This window comes from Streptomyces sp. NPDC101165, assembly GCF_044768135.1.
Lineage (GTDB): Bacteria > Actinomycetota > Actinomycetes > Streptomycetales > Streptomycetaceae > Streptomyces.
Genome location: NZ_JBIWPG010000022.1, coordinates 83788 through 107065 on the forward strand (window position 1 = coordinate 83788; position 23278 = coordinate 107065).

Here is a 23278-nt window from a genome sequence, read left to right on the forward strand (position 1 = left end):
GGCCGGACGGGACGGCGCGGCGAAAGGAGGCGTGCCACGGGCGGTACGAGGGGTTCCGCAGTCGTGTGCGGGCAGGCACTGTGATGAGGAGCGACGCAACGTTCCCCTGTCCTAGGCGGTGACAGGCACATGGCACTGGGTACGGCCACGGTCCCGTACGAGCTGCGGTTCGACGCCGGGCGGATCTGTCTGGATCTCCTCGCGACCATCCACCCGGCCGAACGGCTGGACGCCGTGGGGCCGTTGTGCGCCTGGATCGGCGGGTCGGGGCTGGTGCCGCCCGGCACCCCGCTGGGCCATGCCGATGTCTCGTGGCTCGCGGGGTTCCGGGAACTGCGCGGGTGCATCGGCCAGTTGGTGCGGCCCGCGAACCCGGCGGACCCACGGCCGGACGAGCGCGCTCTCGTCCGGCTCAACGAGGTCGCCGCCCGTGCCGCACCTCCGGTCCCGCGTGCGGTGCGCGGCGAGGACGGCACACTGGTGCGGGAGTTGGCGCAGGCGCCCGGGTGCGCGGGGCTGCTCGCGCTCGTCGCGCGGGACGCCGTCGAGCTGCTCACCGATCCGGTGGCGCGGGCGGCCGTGCGCGAGTGCGAGGGGGACAACTGCCCCATTGTGTACCTGGACACGTCCCGGGGGCGCAGGAGGCGCTGGTGCTCCAGCGAGGTCTGCGGGAACCGTGAACGGGTCGCCCGGCATCGACGGCGGGCAGCACTCGCGCAGGCCTGAGTGTCCGGTACGGGCCTTCTGTCGCATTGCACCCTTGTGGCGGCCGGAGTGATTTCCGCAACATCGCGCGGCGCCTGGTTTGTTGACGGTCCGCCACGGGCAGCTCGGCCGCCTCCGGCGATGTGTCGGAAATGTAAAGATCACGCGGTGGGAATGTGTGTGCATGTCCTGCTCGTCACACCACTTCCGAGAAAACTCCCAGCTCGCTTTGAACATCACGTCACCCCTGTCCGTACGGGTGGGCGAGCGACCGACTGGGGGAACCCCCGGACACCGGAGGTGGGCGTGCGCAAGGATGCGGCCGTGGCCAATGAACGTGGAACGAGGGCCCGACATCGCATGTCCTCACAGCCCTCGGAACCGGATGAGGAGCTGATGCGTGCGCTGTATCGCGAGCACGCCGGACCTCTGCTTGCGTATGTCCTCAGGCTGGTCGCCGGAGACCGGCAGCGCGCCGAGGACGTCGTGCAGGAAACGCTCATCCGTGCCTGGAAGAACGCCGGTCAGCTCAATCGGGCGACCGGTTCGGTACGCCCCTGGCTGGTGACGGTCGCGCGCCGCATCGTCATCGACGGTCACCGCAGCCGGCAGGCCCGGCCGCAGGAGGTCGATCCGTCGCCGCTGGAGGTCATCCCCGCGGAGGACGAGATCGACAAGGCGCTGTGGCTGATGACGCTGTCTGACGCGCTCGACGACCTGACCCCGGCCCACCGGGAGGTACTCGTCGAGACGTACTTCAAGGGGCGTACCGTCAACGAGGCGGCCGAAACCCTGGGCATACCCAGCGGAACCGTTCGTTCTCGTGTTTTCTACGCCCTGCGATCCATGAAGCTGGCACTGGAGGAGCGGGGGGTGACGGCGTGATGAGCATGTACGGGGGGTTCGGCACGGGTGGTTCGGGTATGTCTGGGTCCATGCAGGGATCACAGGCTCCGAACGAGCACGAAACCGTCGGCGCCTACGCCCTCGGGATCCTCGACGACGCCGAGGCAACCGCTTTCGAAGCCCACCTCGCGGGCTGTGAGTGGTGCGCCCAGCAGCTGGACGAGCTGGCCGGGATGGAGCCGATGCTGGCCGCCCTCGCGGACCTGCCCAACTCCGGCAGCACGCCCGCGATCGGCGATTCGCTGTCCGCCAAGCCGAGCCCAAGACTGGTCGAGAAGCTGGTCGACGAGGTCTCCGAGCGCCGCGCGCTGAAGCGGCGCAAGGGCTTCTACCTGGTCGCGGCCGCGGCCGCGCTGATCATCGCCGGCCCGGTGGCCGTCATGGCGACGAGCGGCGGAAGCGACTCGGGGCAGACCGCCACACCGCTGGCGGCCACCGCCCAGACGACCTTCAACCAGCTGCCCAAGAAGGTCTCGGGCACGGACAGCACGACGGGCGCCAGCGCGACCGTCGCCATGGGAGAGAAGAACTGGGGCACCTCGACGGTCCTGGAGCTCAAGGGCGTCAAGGGTCCGCTCAAGTGCTCCCTGGTCGCCGTCACCGGCAACGGCGAGCGCCAGACGCTGGGCTCCTGGTCCGTCCCGAAGTGGGGCTACGGCATTCCGGACGCCAAGACGGAGGAGGCCAAGAACCCGCTCTACATCGGCGGTGGCACGGCCCTCAAGCCGAACGAGATCGACCACTTCGAGGTCGTGACGTTCGACGGGAAGAAGCTCGTCCAAGTGGACGCGTAGCCTCGGCGGGCCCCCTTCGCGTACGGTTGACGGCTGCCCAGCACGTCAGAAGGGGGCCCGGTGGCCGCTCAGGCACAACAGGAAACCGCGCTCGACTCGGTCCGGGACCGGGAGATCAGCGTCGAACAGGAACACCTCGACCGGGTGTACCGACGCCTCGAGGAAAAGATCCACGAGGCGGAGTTCCTCATGAACGACGCGGCCAAGCGCGGCCAGGTCGGCACGCCCGGCGCGCTCGCCGAGCGGGACGCCCAGGTCTTTCGGGCCGGTATCCACCTCAACCGGCTCAACAACGAGTTCGAGGACTTCCTCTTCGGCCGGATCGACCTGCTGCTCGGCAGGGACGGCAAGAAGGGTCCCGACGGGGCGTACACGGCGGTGGAGCCCGCCGAGGGCGCGGTCCGGCCCGACAACACCGCCGACATCGCCGAGACCCTGCACATCGGCCGGATCGGCGTGCTCGACGAGGACTACTCGCCGCTGGTCATCGACTGGCGGGCACCGGCCGCCGCGCCCTTCTACCGGTCCACCCCGAAGGACCCCGGCCGGGTCGTCCGGCGCCGCGTCATCCGCTCCAAGGGCCGCCGCGTCCTCGGGGTCGAGGACGACCTGATGCGCCCGGAGCTGACGGCGTTCCTCGGCGACCGCGAGCTGCCCGTCATCGGTGACGGCGCGCTGATGGCCGCCCTCGGCCAGGCCCGCAGTCACACCATGCGGGACATCGTCTCCTCCATCCAGGCCGAGCAGGACCTGGTCATCCGCGCCCCCGCGGCCTCCGTCACGTACGTCGAGGGCGGTCCGGGCACCGGGAAGACCGCGGTCGCCCTGCACCGCGCGGCCTACCTGCTCTACCAGGACCGCAGACGCTACGCGGGCGGCATCCTGATCGTCTCGCCGACCCCGCTGCTGGTGGCCTACACCGAAGGCGTGCTGCCCTCGCTCGGCGAGGAGGGCCAGGTCGCCATCCGTGCGATCGGCTCCCTCGTCGACGGTGTGGAGGCCACGCTGTACGACTCCCCGTCCGCGGCCCGCGCCAAGGGCTCGTACCGGATGCTGAAGGTGCTGCGGAAGGCCGCCCGGGGCGCGCTGGAGCTGGGGCCGACCGCTCCGGCGGGGCAGCTCGCCCTCGACGAGGACAGCGAGCCGCAGGTCTTCGAAGGTCCCCCGTCCCGCCTCCGCGTCGTGGCCTTCGGGCGCCGCCTCGAACTGGAGGCCGCCGAGCTGGAACGTATCCGCCGCACCGCCCTGGGCGGCACCGCGCCGGTCAACCTGCTCCGCCCGCGCGCCCGCAAGCTGCTGCTGGACGCCCTGTGGGCGAAGTCCGGCGCGGCCGGCCGGCACTCCGACCCGGAGCTGGCCGCCGAGCTGCGCTCCTCCTTCGACGAGGACATCACGACCGAGGACGTCTTCATCGCCTTCCTCGACGCCTGGTGGCCGGAGCTGACCCCGAAGGGGGTCCTGGCCGCCATGGCCGACGAGCGGCGGCTCGGCCGCTGGGCCCGCCGGATCCTCAACCCCGGCGAGGTCCGCAGGGTCGCCCGCTCGCTGAAGCGGGACGGGTACTCCGTCCACGACGTCGCCATGCTCGACGAGCTGCAGGCGATCCTCGGCGCCCCGGCCCGGCCGAAGAAGAAGCGTGACTTCGATCCGCTGGACCAGCTCACCGGCCTGGAGGAGCTGATGCCGGTGCGCGAGGAGACCCAGCGCGAACGGGCCGAGCGCCTCGCGCAGGAGCGCACCGAGTACGCGCACGTCATCGTGGACGAGGCGCAGGACCTCACGCCGATGCAGTGGCGCATGGTCGGCCGCCGCGGCCGGCACGCCACCTGGACGGTCGTCGGCGACCCGGCGCAGTCCTCCTGGTCCGACCCGGACGAGGCGGGCGAGGCCCGCGACGAGGCCCTCGGCACCCGCCCCCGGCGCCGCTTCCAGCTCACCGTGAACTACCGCAACCCGGCCGAGATCGCCGAGCTGGCCGCCAAGGTGCTCGCCCTCGCCATGCCCGGCTCCGAGGCGCCGTCCGCCGTACGGTCCACCGGGGTCCGGCCGCGTTTTGTGAGAACGAACGACGGACACGGCACCGTCGCACGGGACTCCCTGGAGCGGACCGTGCGCGCGGCGGCCGAGCAGCTTCTCGGCCTGGTGGACGGCACGGTCGGCGTGGTCGTCGCGATGAACCGGCGCGAGGAGGCCCGGCGCTGGCTGGCCGGGCTCGGCGACCGGGTGGTGGCGCTCGGCAGCCTGGAGGCCAAGGGCCTGGAGTACGACGCGACGGTCGTCGTCTCCCCGGCCGAGATCGCCGACGAGTCCCCGGCCGGCCTGCGGGTGCTGTACGTGGCGCTGACCAGGGCCACCCAGCAGCTGACGGTGGTCTCGGGAGAGCGGGACGAACCGGACGCGGCGGGGGTGCCCGACCTGCTGCGGGACTGAAAGCTGTGAAGTCGGCCGACGGGAATGGCCTTACGGGATCCGTTTGTTAGCCTTGGTGTGGCACCGGCCCGATCCAAGCCCCCGGGCCCAACCTTCGTCCCTCAGAGGGACCACTTGCCGCGAGGCGAGCATGGCGGGTCGGTGTCATGAACGTGTGGGAGGCCCACATCACCTTGTGATGTGGGCCTCTTTCATTGCCTGATCGATTCTCGTATGGTGGAAGTGTTTTTCCGAAATTACGCACCCGCTGTGAACAAAACGTCCGCAATCCCGGGCGGCTATCACGTACTCACCGGTAGGTGCGACGATCGGACGGCACAACTCGCGACACGGTGAAAGCAGAGGAAGTCGGCCATGGCAACGGCGCCCAGCGTCTCCTACTCGATGACCATCCGGCTGGAGGTGCCCGCGAGCGGAACAGCCGTCTCGCAGCTCACCAACGTCGTGGAGTCCTCCGGAGGCTCGGTCACGGGCCTCGACGTCACCGCGTCCGGCCACGAGAAGCTCCGCATCGACGTCACCATCGCGGCCACCTCGACCACCCACGCCGACGAGATCGTCGAGAAGCTCCGCGGCATCGAGGGCGTCACGCTCGGCAAGGTCTCGGACCGTACGTTCCTGATGCACCTCGGCGGCAAGATCGAGATGCAGTCCAAGCACCCGATCCGCAACCGTGACGACCTCTCGATGATCTACACGCCGGGCGTGGCCCGCGTGTGCATGGCGATCGCCGAGAACCCCGAGGACGCCCGCCGCCTCACCATCAAGCGCAACTCGGTTGCGGTCGTGACGGACGGTTCCGCCGTGCTGGGCCTGGGCAACATCGGCCCCAAGGCCGCGCTGCCCGTCATGGAGGGCAAGGCGGCCCTCTTCAAGCGCTTCGCCGGAATCGACGCCTGGCCGCTGTGCCTGGACACCCAGGACACCGACGCCATCGTCGAGATCGTCAAGGCGATCGCCCCCGGCTTCGCCGGCATCAACCTCGAGGACATCTCCGCGCCCCGCTGCTTCGAGATCGAGGCCCGCCTGCGCGAGGCCCTCGACATCCCCGTCTTCCACGACGACCAGCACGGCACCGCGATCGTCGTCCTCGCCGCCCTGACCAACGCACTTCGCGTCACCGGCAAGGCGATCGAGAACATCCGGGTCGTCATGTCCGGCGCCGGCGCGGCCGGTACGGCCATCCTCAAGCTGCTGATCGCGGCGGGCGTGAAGAACGCCGTCGTCGCCGACATCCAGGGCGTCGTGCACGCCGGCCGCGCGGACCTGGTGGACGCCCCGGCCGACTCCCCGCTGCGCTGGATCGCCGACAACACCAACCCCGAGGGCCTCACCGGCACCCTGAAGGAGGCCGTGCGCGGCGCCGAAGTCTTCATCGGCGTCTCCGCCCCGAACGTCCTCGACGGCGACGACGTGGCCGCCATGGCCGAGGGCGCGATCGTGTTCGCGCTCGCGAACCCGGACCCCGAGGTCGACCCCGCAATCGCCCGGCAGACGGCCGCTGTTGTGGCCACCGGCCGCTCCGACTTCCCGAATCAGATCAACAATGTGCTGGTCTTCCCGGGTGTCTTCCGCGGTCTGCTGGACGCGCAGTCCCGCACCGTCAACACCGAGATGATGCTCGCCGCCGCGAAGGCCCTCGCCGACGTGGTGACCGAGGACGAGCTGAACCCGAACTACATCATTCCGAGCGTCTTCAACGACAAGGTCGCGGGCGCGGTCGCCGGAGCGGTGCGCGACGCGGCCAAGGCGGTCGGAGCGGCGTCCTAGCCGTTCGTACCGTAGGGTTCAGATGCTGTGGGACCGACTGTGCAGGGGCTGTGAGGATCGACACGACAGCCCCCCCGCATCGGCGCGTCGTGGAACCCCCCACCGGCGGGTGCCCTCTAGGGTGACGGCCGAGCAGGCGCTTTTCGTGTGACTCCCTAGGGTGTTCTCACGACTCCTACGGGTGCCGGATTGGCTTTCGCGCCGCAGGTAGGGGCAGGATGCGTCTCTGGGCGCGAGCGCATCGGCATCGATCTCACCTCACGCCTCAACGGCAAGAAGAACACGGGAGTAAGAACATGAACCGCAGTGAGCTGGTGGCCGCGCTGGCCGACCGCGCCGAGGTGACCCGCAAGGACGCCGACGCCGTTCTGGCCGCGTTCGCCGAGGTCGTCGGCGACATCGTCTCCAAGGGCGACGAGAAGGTCACCATCCCCGGCTTCCTGACCTTCGAGCGCACCCACCGTGCCGCTCGTACCGCGCGCAACCCGCAGACCGGTGAGCCCATCAACATCCCGGCCGGCTTCAGCGTGAAGGTCTCCGCGGGCTCGAAGCTCAAGGAAGCGGCCAAGGGCAAGTGACCTTGCCGTCCCTGTGTCAACGGGACGGCACAGGACAGTAAGACGCCGATGGGGCGGCACCCGGTCTTCCGGGTGCCGCCCCATCGCGGTTCTCGCTCGAAGCCCGGCCTCGAACGCAGGCCGGGCCGGCCTCTGCTAGCCGAGTGCCTTGCCCGGCAGCTCCACCTTCGCCCCGAGCTCCATCAGCTTCTCCATGAAGTTCTCGTAGCCGCGGTTGATCAGTTCGATGCCGTGGACCCGGGAGGTGCCCTCGGCCGCGAGGGCCGCGATCAGGTACGAGAAGCCGCCGCGCAGGTCGGGGATGACCAGGTCGGCGCCCTGCAGCTTGGTCGGTCCCGAGACGACCGCGGAGTGCAGGAAGTTGCGCTGGCCGAAGCGGCAGTCGGAGCCGCCCAGGCACTCGCGGTACAGCTGGATGTGCGCGCCCATCTGGTTGAGCGCGGAGGTGAAGCCGAGCCGGGACTCGTACACCGTCTCGTGGATGATGGACAGGCCCGTGGCCTGCGTCAGGGCCACCACCAGCGGCTGCTGCCAGTCGGTCTGGAAGCCGGGGTGCACGTCCGTCTCCAGCGCGATGGACTTCAGCTGGCCGCCCGGGTGCCAGAAACGGATGCCCTCGTCGTCGATCTCGAAGGCACCGCCCACCTTCCGGTAGGTGTTCAGGAACGTCATCATCGAGCGCTGCTGGGCGCCGCGGACGTAGATGTTGCCGTTGGTCGCGAGGGCCGCCGAGGCCCAGGAAGCGGCCTCCAGACGGTCCGACAGGGCGCGGTGGGTGTAGCCGCCGAGGCTGTCCACACCGGTGATGCGGATCGTGCGGTCGGTGTCCATCGCGATGATCGCGCCCATCTTCTGCAGAACGCAGATGAGGTCCTCGATCTCCGGCTCGACGGCCGCGTTGGACAACTCCGTGACGCCCTCGGCCAGTACGGCCGTCAGCAGCACCTGCTCGGTCGCGCCGACCGACGGGTACGGCAGCCGGATCTTCGTACCGCGCAGCCGCTGCGGCGCCTCCAGGTACTGGCCGTCCGCGCGCTTCTCGATGGTCGCGCCGAACTGCCGCAGCACGTCGAAGTGGAAGTCGATGGGCCGGCCGCCGATGTCGCAGCCGCCGAGGCCCGGGATGAAGGCGTGGCCGAGACGGTGCAGCAGCGGACCGCAGAAGAGGATCGGGATACGGCTGGAACCCGCGTGGGCATCGATGTCAGCGACGTTCGCGCTTTCCACATGGGTCGGATCGAGCACCAGCTCACCGGGCTCCTCACCCGGTCGGACCGTCACCCCGTGCAGCTGCAGCAGGCCGCGTACGACGCGCACGTCACGGATGTCCGGAACGTTGCGCAGTCGACTCGGCGCGCTGCCCAGCAGGGCGGCGACCATGGCCTTCGGTACGAGATTCTTCGCACCGCGGACACGGATCTCGCCCTCCAGCGGGGTTCCGCCGTGGACAAGCAGGACATCGTCGTTGACGGTCATGTATCTCGCGTTCCGATGAGTCGGGCAGGGGTCGGCCGATCACTTAGCGCGGGGGCCGGAGAGACAGGGTAATCGCCGATCGCCCCCCTGCCGTAGGCCCAAGTGCCGCCCAGCCACGTCATAGCTGTGTCACAACACGAACCGTTCCGCATCGGGCACATGGGGTCACCGCGCGCGGGGCCCGCGCCCACGCGCCCGCCCGTCTCCCGCCGCCCCCTCGAACGGGCCCCCGCCGGGCCGCACCACCCCATTCAAGCTGCGTTCACTCCCACACCCCGATTGGCTCCCCACACCGGGGAAAGATGCGGGATCATGTCTGGCATGACCGAGGTGTCCTCGCTCACAGGGCGGCTGCTCGTGGCCACGCCCGCCCTGGCGGACCCGAACTTCGACCGTGCGGTGGTGCTCCTTCTCGACCACGACGAGGAGGGTTCCCTCGGTGTCGTCCTCAACCGCCCCACCCCGGTGGACGTGAGCGACATCCTGGAGGGCTGGGCCGATCTCACGGGTGAGCCCGGCGTGGTCTTCCAGGGCGGACCCGTCTCGCTGGACTCGGCGCTCGGCGTTGCGGTCATCCCGGGCGGCGCCAACGGGGACCGCGCCCCGCTCGGCTGGCGGCGGGTGCACGGCGCGATCGGCCTGGTCGACCTGGAGGCCCCGCCGGAGCTGCTCGCCTCGGCCCTCGGCTCACTGAGAATCTTCGCCGGATACGCCGGCTGGGGCCCCGGCCAGCTGGAGGACGAGCTGGTGGAGGGCGCCTGGTACGTCGTCGAGTCCGAGCCGGGCGACGTGTCCTCGCCGGCCCCCGAGCGACTCTGGCGCGAGGTGCTCCGCCGCCAGCGCAACGAGCTGGCGATGGTGGCCACGTACCCGGACGACCCGTCGCTCAACTGATGCCTGTGAGCTTCAGTACTCTTGCTGATATGAGCACTCTCGAGCCCGAGCGCGGGACTGGTACGGGGACCCTCGTAGAGCCGACGCCACAGGTGTCCCACGGCGACGGCGACCACGAGCGCTTCGCCCACTACGTCCAGAAGGACAAGATCATGGCGAGCGCCCTCGACGGTACCCCCGTCGTGGCGCTGTGCGGCAAGGTGTGGGTGCCCGGCCGCGACCCGAAGAAGTACCCCGTGTGTCCCATGTGCAAGGAGATCTACGAGTCCATGGGCAGCGGCGGCGACGACAAGGGCGGCGACAAGAAGTAGGGGTCTCCCCGCCCGGCTGAGGACTTCAGGGCCCCCGGGACGCGTCTCGACGCGTCCCGGGGGCCTTTGTGTTTTCTGGTCACAGAGTGGTGGAGACCTCTTGTCGCCATGTTCATGTTGTCCATAGTCTCCAAGGTGTTGCGCGGAACGAAATAGCCGTTGCATATGTTGCAACCTGAAGCCGGGTGGTGGAGGCGGCGGACGGGACGGCTACGGGGCGCCGCACTCCGCGGGCGTACGCGCGCCCTACTGCCGGGAGGTTCGTGCGGTGGCATCGCATTTCTTAAGTTCCTCTGACATATGGGTAGTTGAGGGACAGCGTGACGATATGGAGCTCGTCGTGCAGGTGAAGCTCCTGGCTTCCTGCCGACAGGGCGAGTCGGACCTTGCGCACCGGGACGGCATGTGGTTCCTGGCGGCGACCTGCGACGTGCCCGAGGCGTCCCCGAATTCGGATCCGGTGGACTTCCTTGGCGTCGACCTGGGCATCGTGAATATCGCCACCACCAGCGACGGCGAGATCATGGCCGGGCTGCAGGCCAATCGCTCCCGGGCGCGGGAGCGGGAGCTGCGGTCCAAGCTGCAGAGGAAGAACACCAAGTCCGCCGAGCGCCGGTTGAAGAAGCGCCGCCGTAAGGAGGCGCGGCGGGCAAAGGACATCAGTCACAAGATTGCGAAGCGCATCGTGGCCGAGGCGGAACGCACCTCGCGCGGCATCGCCCTGGAAGATCTGACGAGCATCCGCGAGAGGGTACGGCCGGCCAAGCCCCACCGGGTCACGCTCCGCTCCTGGGCCTTCGCCCAGTTGGGGAAGTTCATCGCGTACAAGGCCCGCAAGGCCGGGGTACCGGTGGTGTACGTCGATCCGGCGTACCCGTCGCGCACCTGCGCCGAGTGCGGGCACGTAGCCAAGGCGAATCGCGTCTCTCAGGCCTGGTTCGCATGCCGGTCCTGTGGATTCGTTGATCACGCGGATCGGAACGGCTCCCGCAACATCCGCGCCCGCGCGTGGGAGTTGTGGCGACGCGGGGCCAGGTCAACGGCCCCTGTCACCTGCGGATCCTGCGCCGGGAGGGGGAGGAGCTGTGAATCTTCTTCGGGTGCGTGTGGCGCGGCCGTGGCGGTTCGTGGCAGAAGTCTCGGCCCTGCTGATCGCGGCCGCCGTCGCCTTCCCGCTGTACTGGATGGTGCCGAGCGCCTTCAGGCCGGCCGGCGAGATCGAGACCGACCGGCCCCGGCCGTGGACGCTGTCGCCGTCCCCGGACTCCTTCCGGCGGGTCTTCGGGCAGCAGGAATTCGGCCGTTACTTCGCCGACAGCGTGGTGGTGGCGGGCAGTGTGGTGATCGTCTCCGCGGTGATCGCGTTTCTCGCCGCGACCGCCGTCGCGCGATTCCGTTTCCGCTTCCGGACCACCTTGCTGATCATCTTTCTGGTGGCCCAGACGGTGCCCGTGGAAGCCCTCACCATCCCCCTGTTCTTCCTCGTGCGGGACTTCGGCCGGCTGAACACGCTCGGCTCGCTGCTCCTGCCCCACATCGCGTTCTCGTTGCCCTTCGCGATCTGGATGCTGAGGGGGTTCGTGAAAGCCGTGCCGGAAGCGCTGGAGGAGGCCGCGCACCTGGACGGGTCGAGCCGCGGGAGATTCCTCTGGCAGATCCTTTTCCCGCTCGTCTTCCCGGGCCTGGTGGCCACGAGCGTGTTTTCCTTCATCTCGGCCCGGAACGACTTCCTGTTCGCCAAGTCCTTCATCATCAGCGACGCCTCGCAGTCGACCCTGCCGATGACCCTGCTGGTCTTCTACAAGCCGGACTGGGGCGGGGTCATGGCCGCGTCCACGGTGATGACGATTCCGGTGCTGGTCTTCTTCGTACTCGTACAGCGACGCCTGGTCTCGGGGCTGGGCGGAGCGGTTAAGGACTGACGTGACTGACAAGGTGGATCTGATTCCGGCTCCGGCGCGCTGTTCCCGGAACACCGCCGGCCGTACGAGCCTCGGCAGCGGTACGGCCCTTGAGGCGCGGCCGGGCACGGAGGGCGTCGCGCGGTGGCTGCGTGCCACGGTCGGTGCCGCGACCGGACTGCCGTTTCCGGAGGAGGGCGAGGGTGCCGACCGGCTCGTGCTGAGCATCGAGCCCGACCTGCCGCCGGAGGGCTACCGGCTGGTCGGCGACGACGGCCCGTACCGCATCCAGGGCGGCGGCGCGGCCGGTGTCTTCTGGGGAGCGCAGACCTTCCGGCAACTCCTCGGCCCCGACGCGTTCCGCCGGGCGCCGGTGCGGCCGGGGCGGGCGTGGGACCTGCCGAGGGTCACCGTCGAGGATTCCCCCCGCTTCCGCTGGCGCGGTCTCATGCTCGACGTCGCCCGGCACTTCATGCCCAAGGAAGGCGTCCTGCGCTATCTGGACCTGATGGCCGCGCACAAACTCAACGTCTTCCACTTCCACCTGACGGACGACCAGGGCTGGCGGATCGAGATCCGGCGCCATCCCAGGCTGACCGAGGTCGCGTCCTGGCGTGCGCGGACGAAATTCGGACACCGGGCCTCGCCGCTGTGGGAGGAGAAGCCGCACGGGGGTTACTACACCCAGGACGACATCCGGGAGATCGTCGCCTACGCCGCCGAGCGGCATATCACCGTCGTCCCGGAAATCGACGTGCCGGGCCACTCGCAGGCCGCCGTCGCCGCGTATCCGGAACTGGGCAACACCGACGTCACCGACACCACCGCCCTGACCGTGTGGGACACCTGGGGGATCTCGGCCAACGTACTCGCCCCCACCGACACCACCCTGCGGTTCTACGAGGGGGTGTTCGAGGAAGTCCTGGAGCTGTTCCCCTCGGAGTTCATTCACGTCGGCGGCGACGAATGCCGCAAGGAGCAGTGGAGCGAGTCGGTGGCCGCCAAGACCCGCATCACGGAACTCGGGCTCGCCGACGAGGACGAGTTGCAGTCCTGGTTCATCGGGCACTTCGACAAGTGGCTTACCGCGCGCGGGCGTCGGCTCATCGGCTGGGACGAGATCCTGGAGGGCGGACTCGCGCCGGGCGCGGCGGTGTCCTCCTGGCGCGGCTACGGGGGCGGCGTCGCGGCCGCGCGCGCCGGGCACGACGTCGTCATGTGCCCGGAGCAGTACGTCTACCTGGACCACCGTCAGGCCCCGGGCGAGGACGAGCCCGTGCCGATCGGCTTCGTGCGCACCCTGGAGGACGTCTACCGGTTCGAGCCGGTTCCGTCCCAGCTCAGCGAGGTGGAGGCCCGGCACGTGCTGGGCACCCAGGCCAACGTCTGGACCGAGGTGATGGAGGACGCCGCGCGCGTGGACTACCAGGCCTTCCCGAGGCTCGCCGCCTTCGCGGAGGTCGCCTGGAGCCGGCTTCCCGCCCCGCAGGAGCGGGACTTCGCGGACTTCGAGCGCCGTATGGCCGCCCACTACGGGCGACTCGACGCCCTCGGCGTCGCCTACCGGCCGCTCACCGGGCCGCGGCCGTGGCAGCGGCGCCCCGGTGTGCTCGGCCGGCCGCTGGAGGGACCGCCTCCGAACAGATAACGGAAAAAACCTGTCGGCATCACCGAAGAGAGGCAATAGGAATACACGGGTGAAGCCGTGCGAAAACGGACCATCTACCCGATGAGGTGGGCGAATGCCTCCTAGCGGACCCCCGCGTTCGGGTCTTGCGAAGATGTGCCAGAGTTGCCACGTCCGCCCTGTGAGCACGTACCGTACGGCCACACAGGAGGGACCAGGTGGGGCAGCGGGAAGGGGCAGCCGGTTTGACCACGCACGCACCGCAGGCGGCGCAGGCCGTCACGCTGCCCACGACACTGGACGAGGCCGTGGCGGCCCTCACCGCCATGCCCGCGGCCGTCCCCGTGGCGGGCGGCACCGACCTGATGGCCGCCGTCAACTCCGGCCAGCTCAGGCCCGCCGCCCTGGTGGGCCTCGGGCGGATCAGCGAGATCCGCGGCTGGCAGTACCAGGACGGCCACGCGCTGCTCGGCGCGGGCCTCACCCACGCGCGCATGGGCCGCCCCGACTTCGCGGCCCTGATCCCGGCGCTCGCGGCCGCCGCGCGCGCCGCGGGCCCGCCGCACATCCGCAACGCGGGCACCCTGGGCGGCAACATCGCCACCGCCGCCCCCACCGGGGACGCGCTGCCGGTGCTCGCCGCCCTGGAGGCGACGCTGATCATCGCGGGCCCGGGCGGAGCCCGCCGGGAGATCCCGGTGTCGCATCTGCTGGCCGGCGTGGAGATGCTGCGCGGCGGCGAGCTCATCGGCTACGTGCGCGTGCCGCTGCTGCACGCCCCGCAGGTCTTCCTCAAGGCGACCGGACGCACCGGCCCGGGCCGCGCGGTGGCCTCCGTGGCCCTGGTGCTCGACCCGGCCCGGCGCGGGGTGCGGTGTGCCGTCGGTGCCATAGCGCCGATGCCGCTCAGGCCCCTGGAGGCCGAGCAGTGGGTCGCCGGGCTCATCGACTGGGACAACGACCGCGCGCTCGTCCCGGAGGCCCTGAACGCCTTCGGGGAGTACGTCGCCGCGGCCTGCATCCCCGACCCCGCCCCGGAGCCGGACGGTTCCGTGGCCCCGCTTCCGCCCGCCGTACTGCACCTGCGGCGCACCGTCGCCGCGCTGGCCCGACGAGCACTGGGGAGGGCGCTGTCGTGACCGACGACCAGCACGGAGAGGGCACGTCCCAGGGCGCCGGCCGCTGGGACCCGCTGCCCCAGGGCGACTACGACGACGGCGCCACCGCCTTCGTCAAGCTCCCCGAGGGCGGCATCGACGCCCTGCTGTCCGGTGACAGTCCCCTGGCCGCACCCGGCCACGGCTACGTGCCGCCGCAGATAACGGCGACCCCCGGGCCGAGCGATCCGGCCGGCACCGGCAGCTGGACCATGCCCGCCGACGGCCACCAGTGGCCCGACCCGAACGCCGTGCCCCAGGAGCAGGCGGCGGACGACCGGTTCGCGTACCACCCCGCCGCCACCCAGCAGTGGACCTTCGAGGAGCCCGCGGCCCCGACCGGGCCCGGGCACGACGTCACCGGGCAGTGGTCCATCCCGGTCGCCGGCGGAGATCTCCCCGACGAGTCGGGCGAGTTCACCACGTCCTCGCTGGTCGAGCAGTGGGGCGGCACCCCTCCGGCCACCCTGCCCGGCGGCGCGCCCGCGCCCTGGGCGACGGAGACCGCGGGCGGGCCCTGGGGGCAGCCGGAGCCCGGCGCCGAACCCCACACGGCCGACGCGTCCCCGGCGCCGGAGTACGCGCCCCCGGCGCAGTACGCCGCCACAGCGCCCGCACGGGCCCCTGAGGGCCCCGCTGACGGCCCGGCGCAGCACGGTGAGGCCGCGGCCCCGACGGCCGCACAGGAGGCCGTGGAAACGCCGGACACGGCCGCACCGCCGGCCCCGGCGGACCCCGTGCTCCCGGCCGCCACGGCGGACACCGCGCCGGAAGCCGCCGAAGCGGACCCGGCCGGCCCGCCGGAGGACACCACCGCGGACCCCGTCGAGCCCGCGGCACACACCTCGGCCTCCGAGGACCCGGAGGCCTCCGAGCACGACGCCGCCGAGGACCCGGACCAGTCCGCCCAGGGGCCGCAGGACGACCACCCCCTCGCCTCGTACGTCCTGCGCGTCAACGGCGGCGAACGGCCCGTCACCGACGCCTGGATCGGCGAGTCCCTGCTGTACGTCCTGCGGGAGCGGCTCGGCCTCGCCGGGGCCAAGGACGGCTGCTCGCAGGGCGAGTGCGGCGCCTGCAACGTGCAGGTGGACGGGCGCCTGGTCGCCTCCTGCCTGGTCCCGGCGGTCACCGCGGCCGGCGCCGAGGTCCGTACCGTCGAGGGCCTGGCCGTCGACGGGCAGCCCTCCGACGTGCAGCGGGCGCTCGCCCGGTGCGGTGCCGTGCAGTGCGGTTTCTGCGTGCCGGGCATGGCGATGACCGTGCACGACCTGCTGGAGGGCAATCCGGCGCCGAACGAGCTGGAGACCCGGCAGGCCCTGTGCGGCAACCTGTGCCGCTGCTCCGGCTACCGGGGCGTCCTGGACGCCGTCCAGGAAGTCGTCGCCGAACGCGAGGCGCACACCGCCGCCGACGCGGAGACGGACGGGGACGAGGCACGTATTCCGCACCAGGCGGGCCCAGGCTCCGGCGGCGTCAACCCGTCGGCGTTCGAGGCGCACGGTGTCTTCGACAGTCCCGGCACCTTCGGCCCACCGGGACCGCACGAGCAGCAGTACGGCCAGGACGGAGGCCAGGCGTGAGCAACGAAGCCGCCACCGCGACCACCGCGTCCGAAGCGGCCCCGGCGGCCGAGCCGCTGCCGCACGGCCTCGGCGCCTCGCTGCCGCACGCCGACGCCCGCGCCAAGACCGAGGGCACCTTCCCGTACGCGGCCGACCTGTGGGCCGAGGGCCTGCTGTGGGCGGCCGTCCTGCGCTCCCCGCACGCACACGCGCGCATCGTCTCCATCGACACCACCCACGCGCGCGAGATGCCCGGCGTACGAGCCGTCGTCACCCACGAGGACGTGCCCGGCACCCCCCGGTACGGCCGGGGCACGCCCGACCGCCCGGTGTTCGCCTCCGAGGTCGTGCGCCACCACGGCGAGCCCATCGCGGCGGTCGCCGCCGACCACCCGGACACCGCGCGGATGGCCGCCGCCGCCATCATCGTCGAGTACGAGGTGCTCGACCCGATCACCGACCCGGAGCAGGCCTTCGAGGCCGAGCCCCTGCACCCCGACGGCAACCTGATCCGGCACATCCCGCTGCGCCACGGCGACCCGGACGCGGTCGGCGAGGTCGTCGTCGAGGGCCTGTACCGCATCGGCCGCCAGGACCCGGCCCCGATCGGCGCCGAGGCCGGTCTCGCCGTGCCGCGTCCCGACGGCGGCGTGGAGCTGTACCTGGCTTCCACCGACCCGCACACCGACCGCAACACCGCCGCGGCCTGCTACGGCCTGTCCCCTGATCGGGTGAAGATCGTCGTCACCGGGGTGCCGGGCGCCACCGCCGACCGCGAGGACCAGGGCTTCCAGCTCCCGCTCGGCCTGCTCGCCCTCAAGACCGGTTGCCCGGTGAAGCTCACGGCCACCCGCGAGGAGTCCTTCCTCGGCCACGCCCACCGCCACCCGACCCTGCTGCGCTACCGCCACCACGCCGACGCCGACGGCAGGCTGGTCAAGGTCGAGGCGCAGATCCTCCTCGACGCGGGCCCCTACGCCGACACCTCCGCCGAGTCCCTCGCCGCCGCCGTCTCCTTCGCCTGCGGCCCGTACGTCGTCCCGAACGCCTTCATCGAAGGCTGGGCCGTCCGCACCAACAACCCGCCCTCCGGCCATGTGCGCGGCGAGGGCGCCATGCAGGTGTGCGCCGCCTACGAGGCGCAGATGGACAAGCTCGCGAAGAAGCTGGGCGAGGACCCGGCCGAGCTGCGCCTGCGCAACGTGCTCGCGACCGGGGACGTCCTGCCGATCGGCCAGACGGTCACCTGCCCGGCGCCGGTGGCCGAACTCCTCCAGGCGGTCCGCGACTACCCCCTCCCGGCGCTGCCCAAGGACACGCCCGAGGAGGATTGGCTGCTGCCCGGCGGCCCCGAGGGAGCGGGCGAGCCGGGCGCGGTGCGCCGGGGCGTCGGCTACGGCCTGGGCATGGTGCACATGCTCGGCTCGGAGGGCGCCGACGAGGTCTCCACGGCGACCGTGAAGGTCCACGACGGCGTCGCGACCGTGCTGTGCGCGGCCGTCGAGACGGGACAGGGCTTCACCACCCTCGCCCGCCAGATCGTCCAGGACACGCTCGGCATCGACGAGGTGCACGTGGCACCGGTCGACACCGACCAGCCCCCGGCGGGCGCGGGCTGCCGCGGCCGCCACACCTGGGTCTCCGGCGGCGCGGTGGAGCGCGCGGCCAAGATGGTCCGCACGCAACTGCTGCAGCCCCTGGCGCACAAGTTCGGCATGTCGACGGAGCTCCTCCAGATCACCGACGGCAAGATCACCTCGTACGACGGCGTGCTGTCGACGACCGTCACCGAGGCGTTGGACGGCAAGGAGCTGTGGGCCACCGCCCAGTGCCGCCCGCACCCCACCGAGCCGCTCGACGCCGAGGGCCAGGGCGACGCCTTCGTCGGCCTCGCCTTCTGCGCGATCCGCGCGGTGGTGGACGTGGACATCGAACTGGGCTCGGTCCGGGTGGTCGAGCTGGCGGTCGCCCAGGACGTGGGCCGGGTGCTGAACCCGGCGCAGCTGGCCTCGCGCATCGAGGCGGGCGTCACCCAGGGCGTGGGCATCGCCCTCACCGAGAACCTGCGGACGCCCCGCGGCCTGATCCGCCACCCCGACCTGACCGGATACGCCCTGCCGACCGCGCTGGACGCGCCGGACGTCCGGATCGTGAAGCTGGTCGAGGAGCGGGACGTGGTCGCCCCCTTCGGCGCCAAGTCGGTCAGCGCGGTCCCGGTGGTGACGTCACCGGCGGCGATCGCCTCGGCCGTCCGCGCGGCGACGGGCCGCCCGGTCAACCGCCTCCCGATCCGCCCGCAGGCCGCGGTGGTGACCCCCCAGTGACCACGCCCCCCGAGGAACCGCGCTACGAACCCCCGCCGAGCGTGGGCAAGTTGTTCCTGTGGATCCTGATCTTCGCCGTGGCGGCCCTGGCGGTCGTCCTGGGCGGCATCTACTTCACCTGAGGGACGGGGTCGTCGCCATCACCGGGGTGACGGCGTCCGGCGAGTCGACGGTCGCACAACTCCTGGCCGGGACGGAACGGGCGAGGGCCGCCCGGCGTCTTTTCCGACGGGCGTTGTCAGTGGTGCGGCGTAGTGTTCTGGGCAGTGGGGGACCGCCGCTTTCCGAGGGAAGCCGGAGGGCGGCCGGGCATGCCCAGCCCAGGGACCGACGCACCGAGGAAGATCGCGGGGGAGCGATGAGCACGACCGATGCCGGGGTGCCGGCGATCACGCTGACCGAGGCGGAGCTGGACCGGTACGTCACGCACGCGCCGACGCGCGGTCTGCTCACGGGCCTCGGACTGCCCACGGACACCGACCTGTTGACGTTCTCCCCGCTCCGCACGCACGGCCTGCGCACCCTCGGTGACGCCACGGACGGCCCCTTCCACCTGGCGGAGGAGCTGCGCAGCCGCCTGGTGATAGGCGAACTCCTCAACCCCGCCGGCATGGAGCGCGAGTCGATCCTGCTCGACGGCGACACGGGCGAGCTCACGACCGCCTACCTCTTCGCCCCGTCCGACCCCCGCCCCTTCGCGCCCTCCCTCGACACCCTCCTGCGCTTCGCCGCCGTCACGGAGGAACTCGCGGGCCTGCGAGGCCGTTTCTCCTCCCTGTCGGGCCAGTACGGCCCGAAGACGGTGACCGAGGCCTCCCGCCGCCTCCTGGCGCTCTTTGCGGAGGGCACGGACGGCGAGGTCCCGCCGTACTGGAAGGCGGCGGCCCTGATCCGCCCGCTCGCCCTCATCGCCGGCCCCGGCGCGACGTCCGGCCTCACCCTGGACGTCCCCGGCCGCGTCCTGGACCAGGAGTTCGGCCACGGCCGGGTGGCCCGCTTCGAGGAGGTGGACTTCCCCACCACGCTCACCCACGAGCCGACCCGCCGCTTCCTGCGCGAGACGGGCCTGCCGGAGGAGGCCGTCCTCTTCCACGCCGACACGGACGTCCCGCTGCCCACCCTCACCGAGTACTTCACCGGAGAGCGAGCCGGCGAATACCCCCTGGAGGACCTCCCGGCCCACTCCGACCACCTGATCCGCCTCGGTTACCTGGTCGAGGACAACAGCCTGGTGATCGACGGCAGAACGGGCGCGATCCTCACCTTCAGCGAGCCGGAGGCGACGCTCTACCCCCTGAACACCGACGTCTCCACCCTGGCCTTCACCCTCTGGCTCCTGCACCACGAGCGCACGATCGACGAGCACCTGGGCAACGAACTGACGACGGACGCCTACGACCAACTGGCCGCGGCGATGATCCGGACCCTGACCTCGATCGACCCCACGGCCCTGTCCCGGAACACCGACTGGCACTACTGGACGGAACTGTTCCAGGACGAGGCGGGCGGGGTGCTCTGAGGCGGGCGGTGCCGGGACCGGACTCTCAGCCCCTGGCGCTCTTGATGATGGCGAAGGCGGCGCCGACGGGGTCGAGGAACATGGCGAAGCGGCCGACCCCCGGCGCGTCGGTGGTCGGGATGAGGACGGTGGCTCCGGCCGCGGTGGCTCCGGCGAACGTGGCGTCGCAGTCACTCACCTCGAAGTAGGGATGCCACTCCGCCGTCGATCCGGCGTCGAGGTTCTTCTGGGGCAGCTGCATCAGCCCGCCGTGGTTCCCCTCTGCGCCGGCACCGGCCGGGGCCAGCAGTGTGTACGTCAGCTCCGGGCCCATCGGCACATCGTTCATCCGCCAGGAGAAGACCGACCCGTAGAACGCTTTCACCGCGCCGGCGTCGGAGGTGTAGAGCTCGACCCGGGACAGACTGTCGGGGACGCCGACAGCCTCCAGGCCGCTGGTCCCGCCCGGCTGCCAGACGGCGAAGTCCGCTCCCGTGGGGTCGGTGAAGGCAGCCATCCGCCCGAAGGAGAAGACGTCCGCCGGAGCGACCCGGACCGTGCCACCCGCCTGCTCCACGGCCTTGGCGGTGGCGTCGGCGTCCGGCGTGTGGAAGTACACCGTCCAGGAGGGACTCGCCCCCTCTTCGGTGAGCGGACCGAGGCCCGCGACCGTCTTCCCGTCCTGCTGGAAGAAGCCGTAGCCACCGGCCTCCGGTCCCGCCGACCGGAACTCCCAGCCGAAGACGGCGGAGTAGAAGGCGGCGCTCGCGTCGGTGTCCGGGCTCCCCAGATCCAGCCAGTTCGGAGCGCCCGGCACGTAATCGGTCGTCAGCATGGTGTGGTCCTCCACCGTGGGTTCGGCACGCCGCCGCCCGCCGCACCGGCTCGGGCGAACCGCGTTTCTCGGGTCCGCACTGAGAAACGAATACGGCTCTGCGGGGTTTCGGCCCATGGCTCATCGGGGCGGGGCGCACGGTTCTGAACAGCTGCGGCTGCTCCGACTCGGGTCACTGGATTCCGGTGGCTCCGGTCACCATGCGTTGATGACCGGCGCGTCGGGTTCGCGCTGCCGCCAGGCCTCGTCGAGGCGCGCGAGCCGGTCCGCGGCGGCGATGCCGCGCAGGGACGCGACCCTGCCGTCGCTGACTTCGAACGCCACGGTGCCCACGACGCGGCCGTCGATCACGGCGACGACGGCCGGGGAACCGTTGACCCGTGCGATGTGGAGCGCGGGGGACCCGCCGGCCAGCCGCCGCTTCGCCGGAGTGGGCTTGAAGCCGGCCCGCACATACGAGGCGATGCGCTCGCGCGTCGTGTACCGCAGCAGCCGCCTGGCCAGTCCGGCGCCGTCCGAGACCGCGGCCGCGTCGGCGGTGAGCATCGCCACCAGCCGCTCGGTGCGCCCCGACACGGCGGCGGCGAGGAACTCCTCGACGATCCGGCGCGCGGACGCGGGGTCCACCTCGTCGCCGGCGCGGCGCTCGGCGGCGACCCGGCGTCGGGCCCGGTGGACATGCTGCTGGCTCGCGGACTCGGTGATGTCGAGGATCCCGGCGATCTCGGCGTGGGGGTACGAGAAGGCCTCGCGCAGGACGTAGGCGGCCCGCTCGACGGGCGAGAGGCGCTCCATGAGGGTCAGTACGGCCAAGGACACCGATTCGCGCTGCTCGAAGGTATCGGCAGGGCCGAGCATCGGGTCGCCCTCGAGGAGTGGCTCGGGCAGCCAGTCGCCGACAGCGCGCTCATGGCGCGCCTGCGCCGAGCGGAGCCGGTCGAGGCAGAGATTGGTGACGACCTTGGTCAGCCATGCCTCGGGCACCTCGATCCGTTCCCGGTCCGCGGCCTGCCAGCGCAGGAACGTGTCCTGCACGGCGTCCTCGGCGTCGGCGGCCGAGCCGAGCAGGCGGTACGCGAGCGAGGCCAGCCGGTCCCGGCCGGCCTCGAACCGATCGATGGCCGCACTGTCCATGCGGAGCAGCCTAGGCGGCGGCCCTCACACCGCCCCGGTCAGGTGCGGTGGCGAGGCGCCGCTTGCGCTTCGGCATGCCGAAGGTCGGGTGCACGATGCTCCACCTGGCCCCCTTGAGCACGCCCGACTTGAGGCGCGTGGCGGTCCGGCCGCCCAGGTACCAGGACTTCGACCGGACGTCCCCGTCCACCATCTGGAAGATCGCGTCCTGCCGCCCGAGGCTGATGTGGTTGCCGTAGTACTTCAGCCCGGTGGTCGGGACCTTGCTGCCCGTCAGGCGCGCGATGATCGCGGCGGTCGCCTGCATGTTGGTGTAGCCGGCCGAGGCGCAGGACATCGGCAGCGGCCGGCCGTTCTCGCCGATCGCGTAGGCGCAGTCACCGGCGGCGTAGACGTCCGGGTGCGAGACCGAGCGCATGGTGCGGTCGACGACGATCTGGCCGGTCTCGGCGACCTCCAGGCCGCCGGCGGCCGCGATGGCGGGCACGGCGAACCCGGCCGACCACACGGTCACGTCGGCCGGGACGGACGTACCGTCGGCGGCGATCGCCCGGGTCGGCTCGACGGCTTCTATGCCGGTGTGCTCGTGGACGGTGATGCCGAGCCGGTCGAAGGCCTGGCGCAGGTGACGGCGGCCCTTCGGGGAGAGCCAGGCGCCCAGCTCGCCGCGGGCGGCGAGCGCGATCGAGAGGTCGGGCCGGGACTCGGCGAACTCGGTGGCGGTCTCGATGCCGGTCAGCCCCTCACCGACGACCAGCACGGTGCCGCCCTCGCCCAGGCCGGCCAGGCGCTCGCGCAGACGCAGCGCTGAGGACCGGCCGGTCACGTCGAAGGCGTGCTCGGCCACGCCGGGGACGCCATGGTGGGCCACGGAGCTGCCGAGCGTGTAGAGAAGGGTGTCGTACGCGAGCTCGCCGTCGCCGTCCTCGCCGGTCACGGCGACGGTCCTGCGCCCGGGGTCGACACCGGTGACGCGTGCCAGGCGCAGCCGCACCCCGGTGCCCGTGAATACGTCGGCGAGCTTGAGCCCCGCGAGGTCCTGGCCGATCGCGAGCTGGTGGAGCCGCATCCGCTCGACGAAGTCGGGCACGGCGTTGACGACGGTGATCTCGGTGTCGGCGGGGGAGAGCCGACGGGCCAGGTTCCCGGCGGCGAAGGCCCCGGCGTATCCGGCGCCGAGTACGACGATGCGGTGCTTCATGGCATGGCTCCTGTCTCGTTCGCGTGGCCCTTGAACGAGATGGCACCCCGATCGCTGACAGGAGCCGGGTGTGACGCGCGTCACTCGGGGGTGGGGGGTGAACGGTACTTCCTCAGCCCTTCCTGCCGGCCGCCCCATGCGACCTGCCCGGCTCCGCCGCACGGGTCCTATC

The 23278-nt window shown here is 71.4% G+C and carries 19 protein-coding genes and 1 pseudogene; 16 read left to right on the forward strand and 4 right to left on the reverse strand.

Annotation, left to right across the window (positions count from 1 at the left end):
* Positions 1-129: 129 nt before the first annotated feature.
* The 6 genes from ACIRVH_RS36745 to ACIRVH_RS36770 all read left to right on the forward strand — a co-directional run bounded on the left by ACIRVH_RS36745 (position 130) and on the right by ACIRVH_RS36770 (position 7183).
* Entirely contained in the window at positions 130-726 is a 597-nt protein-coding gene (locus ACIRVH_RS36745) for a CGNR zinc finger domain-containing protein (protein WP_403962863.1), read from the forward strand.
* Between the two features lie 279 nt (positions 727-1005).
* Complete coding sequence (locus tag ACIRVH_RS36750) at positions 1006-1590, forward strand: sigma-70 family RNA polymerase sigma factor (protein ID WP_079071569.1); 585 nt, start codon at positions 1006-1008, stop codon at positions 1588-1590.
* A gap of 50 nt (positions 1591-1640) precedes the next feature.
* On the forward strand, positions 1641-2405 hold the full coding sequence (locus ACIRVH_RS36755) for an anti-sigma factor family protein (RefSeq protein ID WP_403962866.1): 765 nt from the start codon (positions 1641-1643) through the stop codon (positions 2403-2405).
* Between the two features lie 60 nt (positions 2406-2465).
* Positions 2466-4835: a HelD family protein gene (locus ACIRVH_RS36760; protein WP_403962869.1), complete on the forward strand. Its 2370-nt coding sequence runs from the start codon at positions 2466-2468 to the stop codon at positions 4833-4835.
* Between the two features lie 354 nt (positions 4836-5189).
* On the forward strand, positions 5190-6605 hold the full coding sequence (locus ACIRVH_RS36765; RefSeq protein ID WP_403962872.1) for an NAD-dependent malic enzyme: 1416 nt from the start codon (positions 5190-5192) through the stop codon (positions 6603-6605).
* Positions 6606-6901: 296 nt separating this feature from the next.
* Positions 6902-7183: an HU family DNA-binding protein gene (locus ACIRVH_RS36770; RefSeq protein WP_018549700.1), complete on the forward strand. Its 282-nt coding sequence runs from the start codon at positions 6902-6904 to the stop codon at positions 7181-7183.
* 135 nt (positions 7184-7318) lie between these two features.
* Here ACIRVH_RS36770 and murA read toward each other — a convergent pair whose 3' ends face one another.
* Positions 7319-8659 (reverse strand): UDP-N-acetylglucosamine 1-carboxyvinyltransferase, encoded by a 1341-nt coding sequence (murA, locus tag ACIRVH_RS36775; protein ID WP_393463844.1) that lies wholly within the window; start codon positions 8657-8659, stop codon positions 7319-7321.
* Positions 8660-8980: 321 nt separating this feature from the next.
* On the opposite strand from murA, the gene ACIRVH_RS36780 reads away from it, so the two are divergent.
* The 10 genes and pseudogenes from ACIRVH_RS36780 to ACIRVH_RS36825 all read left to right on the forward strand — a co-directional run bounded on the left by ACIRVH_RS36780 (position 8981) and on the right by ACIRVH_RS36825 (position 19957).
* On the forward strand, positions 8981-9553 hold the full coding sequence (locus tag ACIRVH_RS36780) for a YqgE/AlgH family protein (RefSeq protein WP_403962877.1): 573 nt from the start codon (positions 8981-8983) through the stop codon (positions 9551-9553).
* Positions 9554-9582: 29 nt separating this feature from the next.
* Positions 9583-9864, forward strand: a complete 282-nt coding sequence (locus ACIRVH_RS36785) for a DUF3039 domain-containing protein (protein ID WP_031159440.1) — start codon at positions 9583-9585, stop codon at positions 9862-9864.
* 298 nt (positions 9865-10162) lie between these two features.
* Positions 10163-10978: pseudogene (locus ACIRVH_RS36790) on the forward strand (RNA-guided endonuclease InsQ/TnpB family protein); the annotation flags it as partial.
* Positions 10950-11786, forward strand: coding sequence for a carbohydrate ABC transporter permease (locus ACIRVH_RS36795; protein WP_403962880.1), 837 nt, complete (start codon positions 10950-10952; stop codon positions 11784-11786). The pseudogene ACIRVH_RS36790 and the gene ACIRVH_RS36795, both read left to right, overlap by 29 nt.
* A gap of 1 nt (position 11787) precedes the next feature.
* Complete coding sequence (locus ACIRVH_RS36800) at positions 11788-13413, forward strand: beta-N-acetylhexosaminidase (RefSeq protein ID WP_403962883.1); 1626 nt, start codon at positions 11788-11790, stop codon at positions 13411-13413.
* A 224-nt stretch (positions 13414-13637) separates the two neighbouring features.
* Positions 13638-14531 carry an FAD binding domain-containing protein gene (locus ACIRVH_RS36805; RefSeq protein ID WP_403962886.1) on the forward strand — a complete coding sequence of 298 codons (894 nt, stop codon included), beginning with the start codon at positions 13638-13640 and terminating at the stop codon, positions 14529-14531.
* On the forward strand, positions 14528-16132 hold the full coding sequence (locus ACIRVH_RS36810) for a 2Fe-2S iron-sulfur cluster-binding protein (RefSeq protein ID WP_403962889.1): 1605 nt from the start codon (positions 14528-14530) through the stop codon (positions 16130-16132). Before ACIRVH_RS36805 ends, ACIRVH_RS36810 begins: the two co-directional genes overlap by 4 nt.
* Complete coding sequence (locus ACIRVH_RS36815; protein ID WP_403962892.1) at positions 16129-18438, forward strand: xanthine dehydrogenase family protein molybdopterin-binding subunit; 2310 nt, start codon at positions 16129-16131, stop codon at positions 18436-18438. The genes ACIRVH_RS36810 and ACIRVH_RS36815 overlap by 4 nt, the downstream gene beginning before the upstream one ends.
* Positions 18435-18560, forward strand: a complete 126-nt coding sequence (locus ACIRVH_RS36820; protein ID WP_393463861.1) for a hypothetical protein — start codon at positions 18435-18437, stop codon at positions 18558-18560. Before ACIRVH_RS36815 ends, ACIRVH_RS36820 begins: the two co-directional genes overlap by 4 nt.
* A 236-nt stretch (positions 18561-18796) precedes the next feature.
* Complete coding sequence (locus ACIRVH_RS36825; protein WP_403962894.1) at positions 18797-19957, forward strand: SUKH-4 family immunity protein; 1161 nt, start codon at positions 18797-18799, stop codon at positions 19955-19957.
* Between the two features lie 25 nt (positions 19958-19982).
* Here the strand turns inward: ACIRVH_RS36825 and ACIRVH_RS36830 are convergent, their stop codons facing one another.
* From ACIRVH_RS36830 to ACIRVH_RS36840, 3 genes are all read right to left on the reverse strand, one after another.
* Positions 19983-20771, reverse strand: coding sequence for a VOC family protein (locus ACIRVH_RS36830; protein ID WP_403962897.1), 789 nt, complete (start codon positions 20769-20771; stop codon positions 19983-19985).
* A 195-nt stretch (positions 20772-20966) separates the two neighbouring features.
* The gene (locus ACIRVH_RS36835) at positions 20967-21905 is read right to left on the reverse strand and encodes a sigma-70 family RNA polymerase sigma factor (RefSeq protein ID WP_403962899.1); all 939 of its coding nucleotides are present in this window, start codon (positions 21903-21905) and stop codon (positions 20967-20969) included.
* 10 nt (positions 21906-21915) lie between these two features.
* Positions 21916-23106 (reverse strand): NAD(P)/FAD-dependent oxidoreductase, encoded by a 1191-nt coding sequence (locus ACIRVH_RS36840; RefSeq protein WP_403962901.1) that lies wholly within the window; start codon positions 23104-23106, stop codon positions 21916-21918.
* Positions 23107-23278 lie beyond the last annotated feature (172 nt).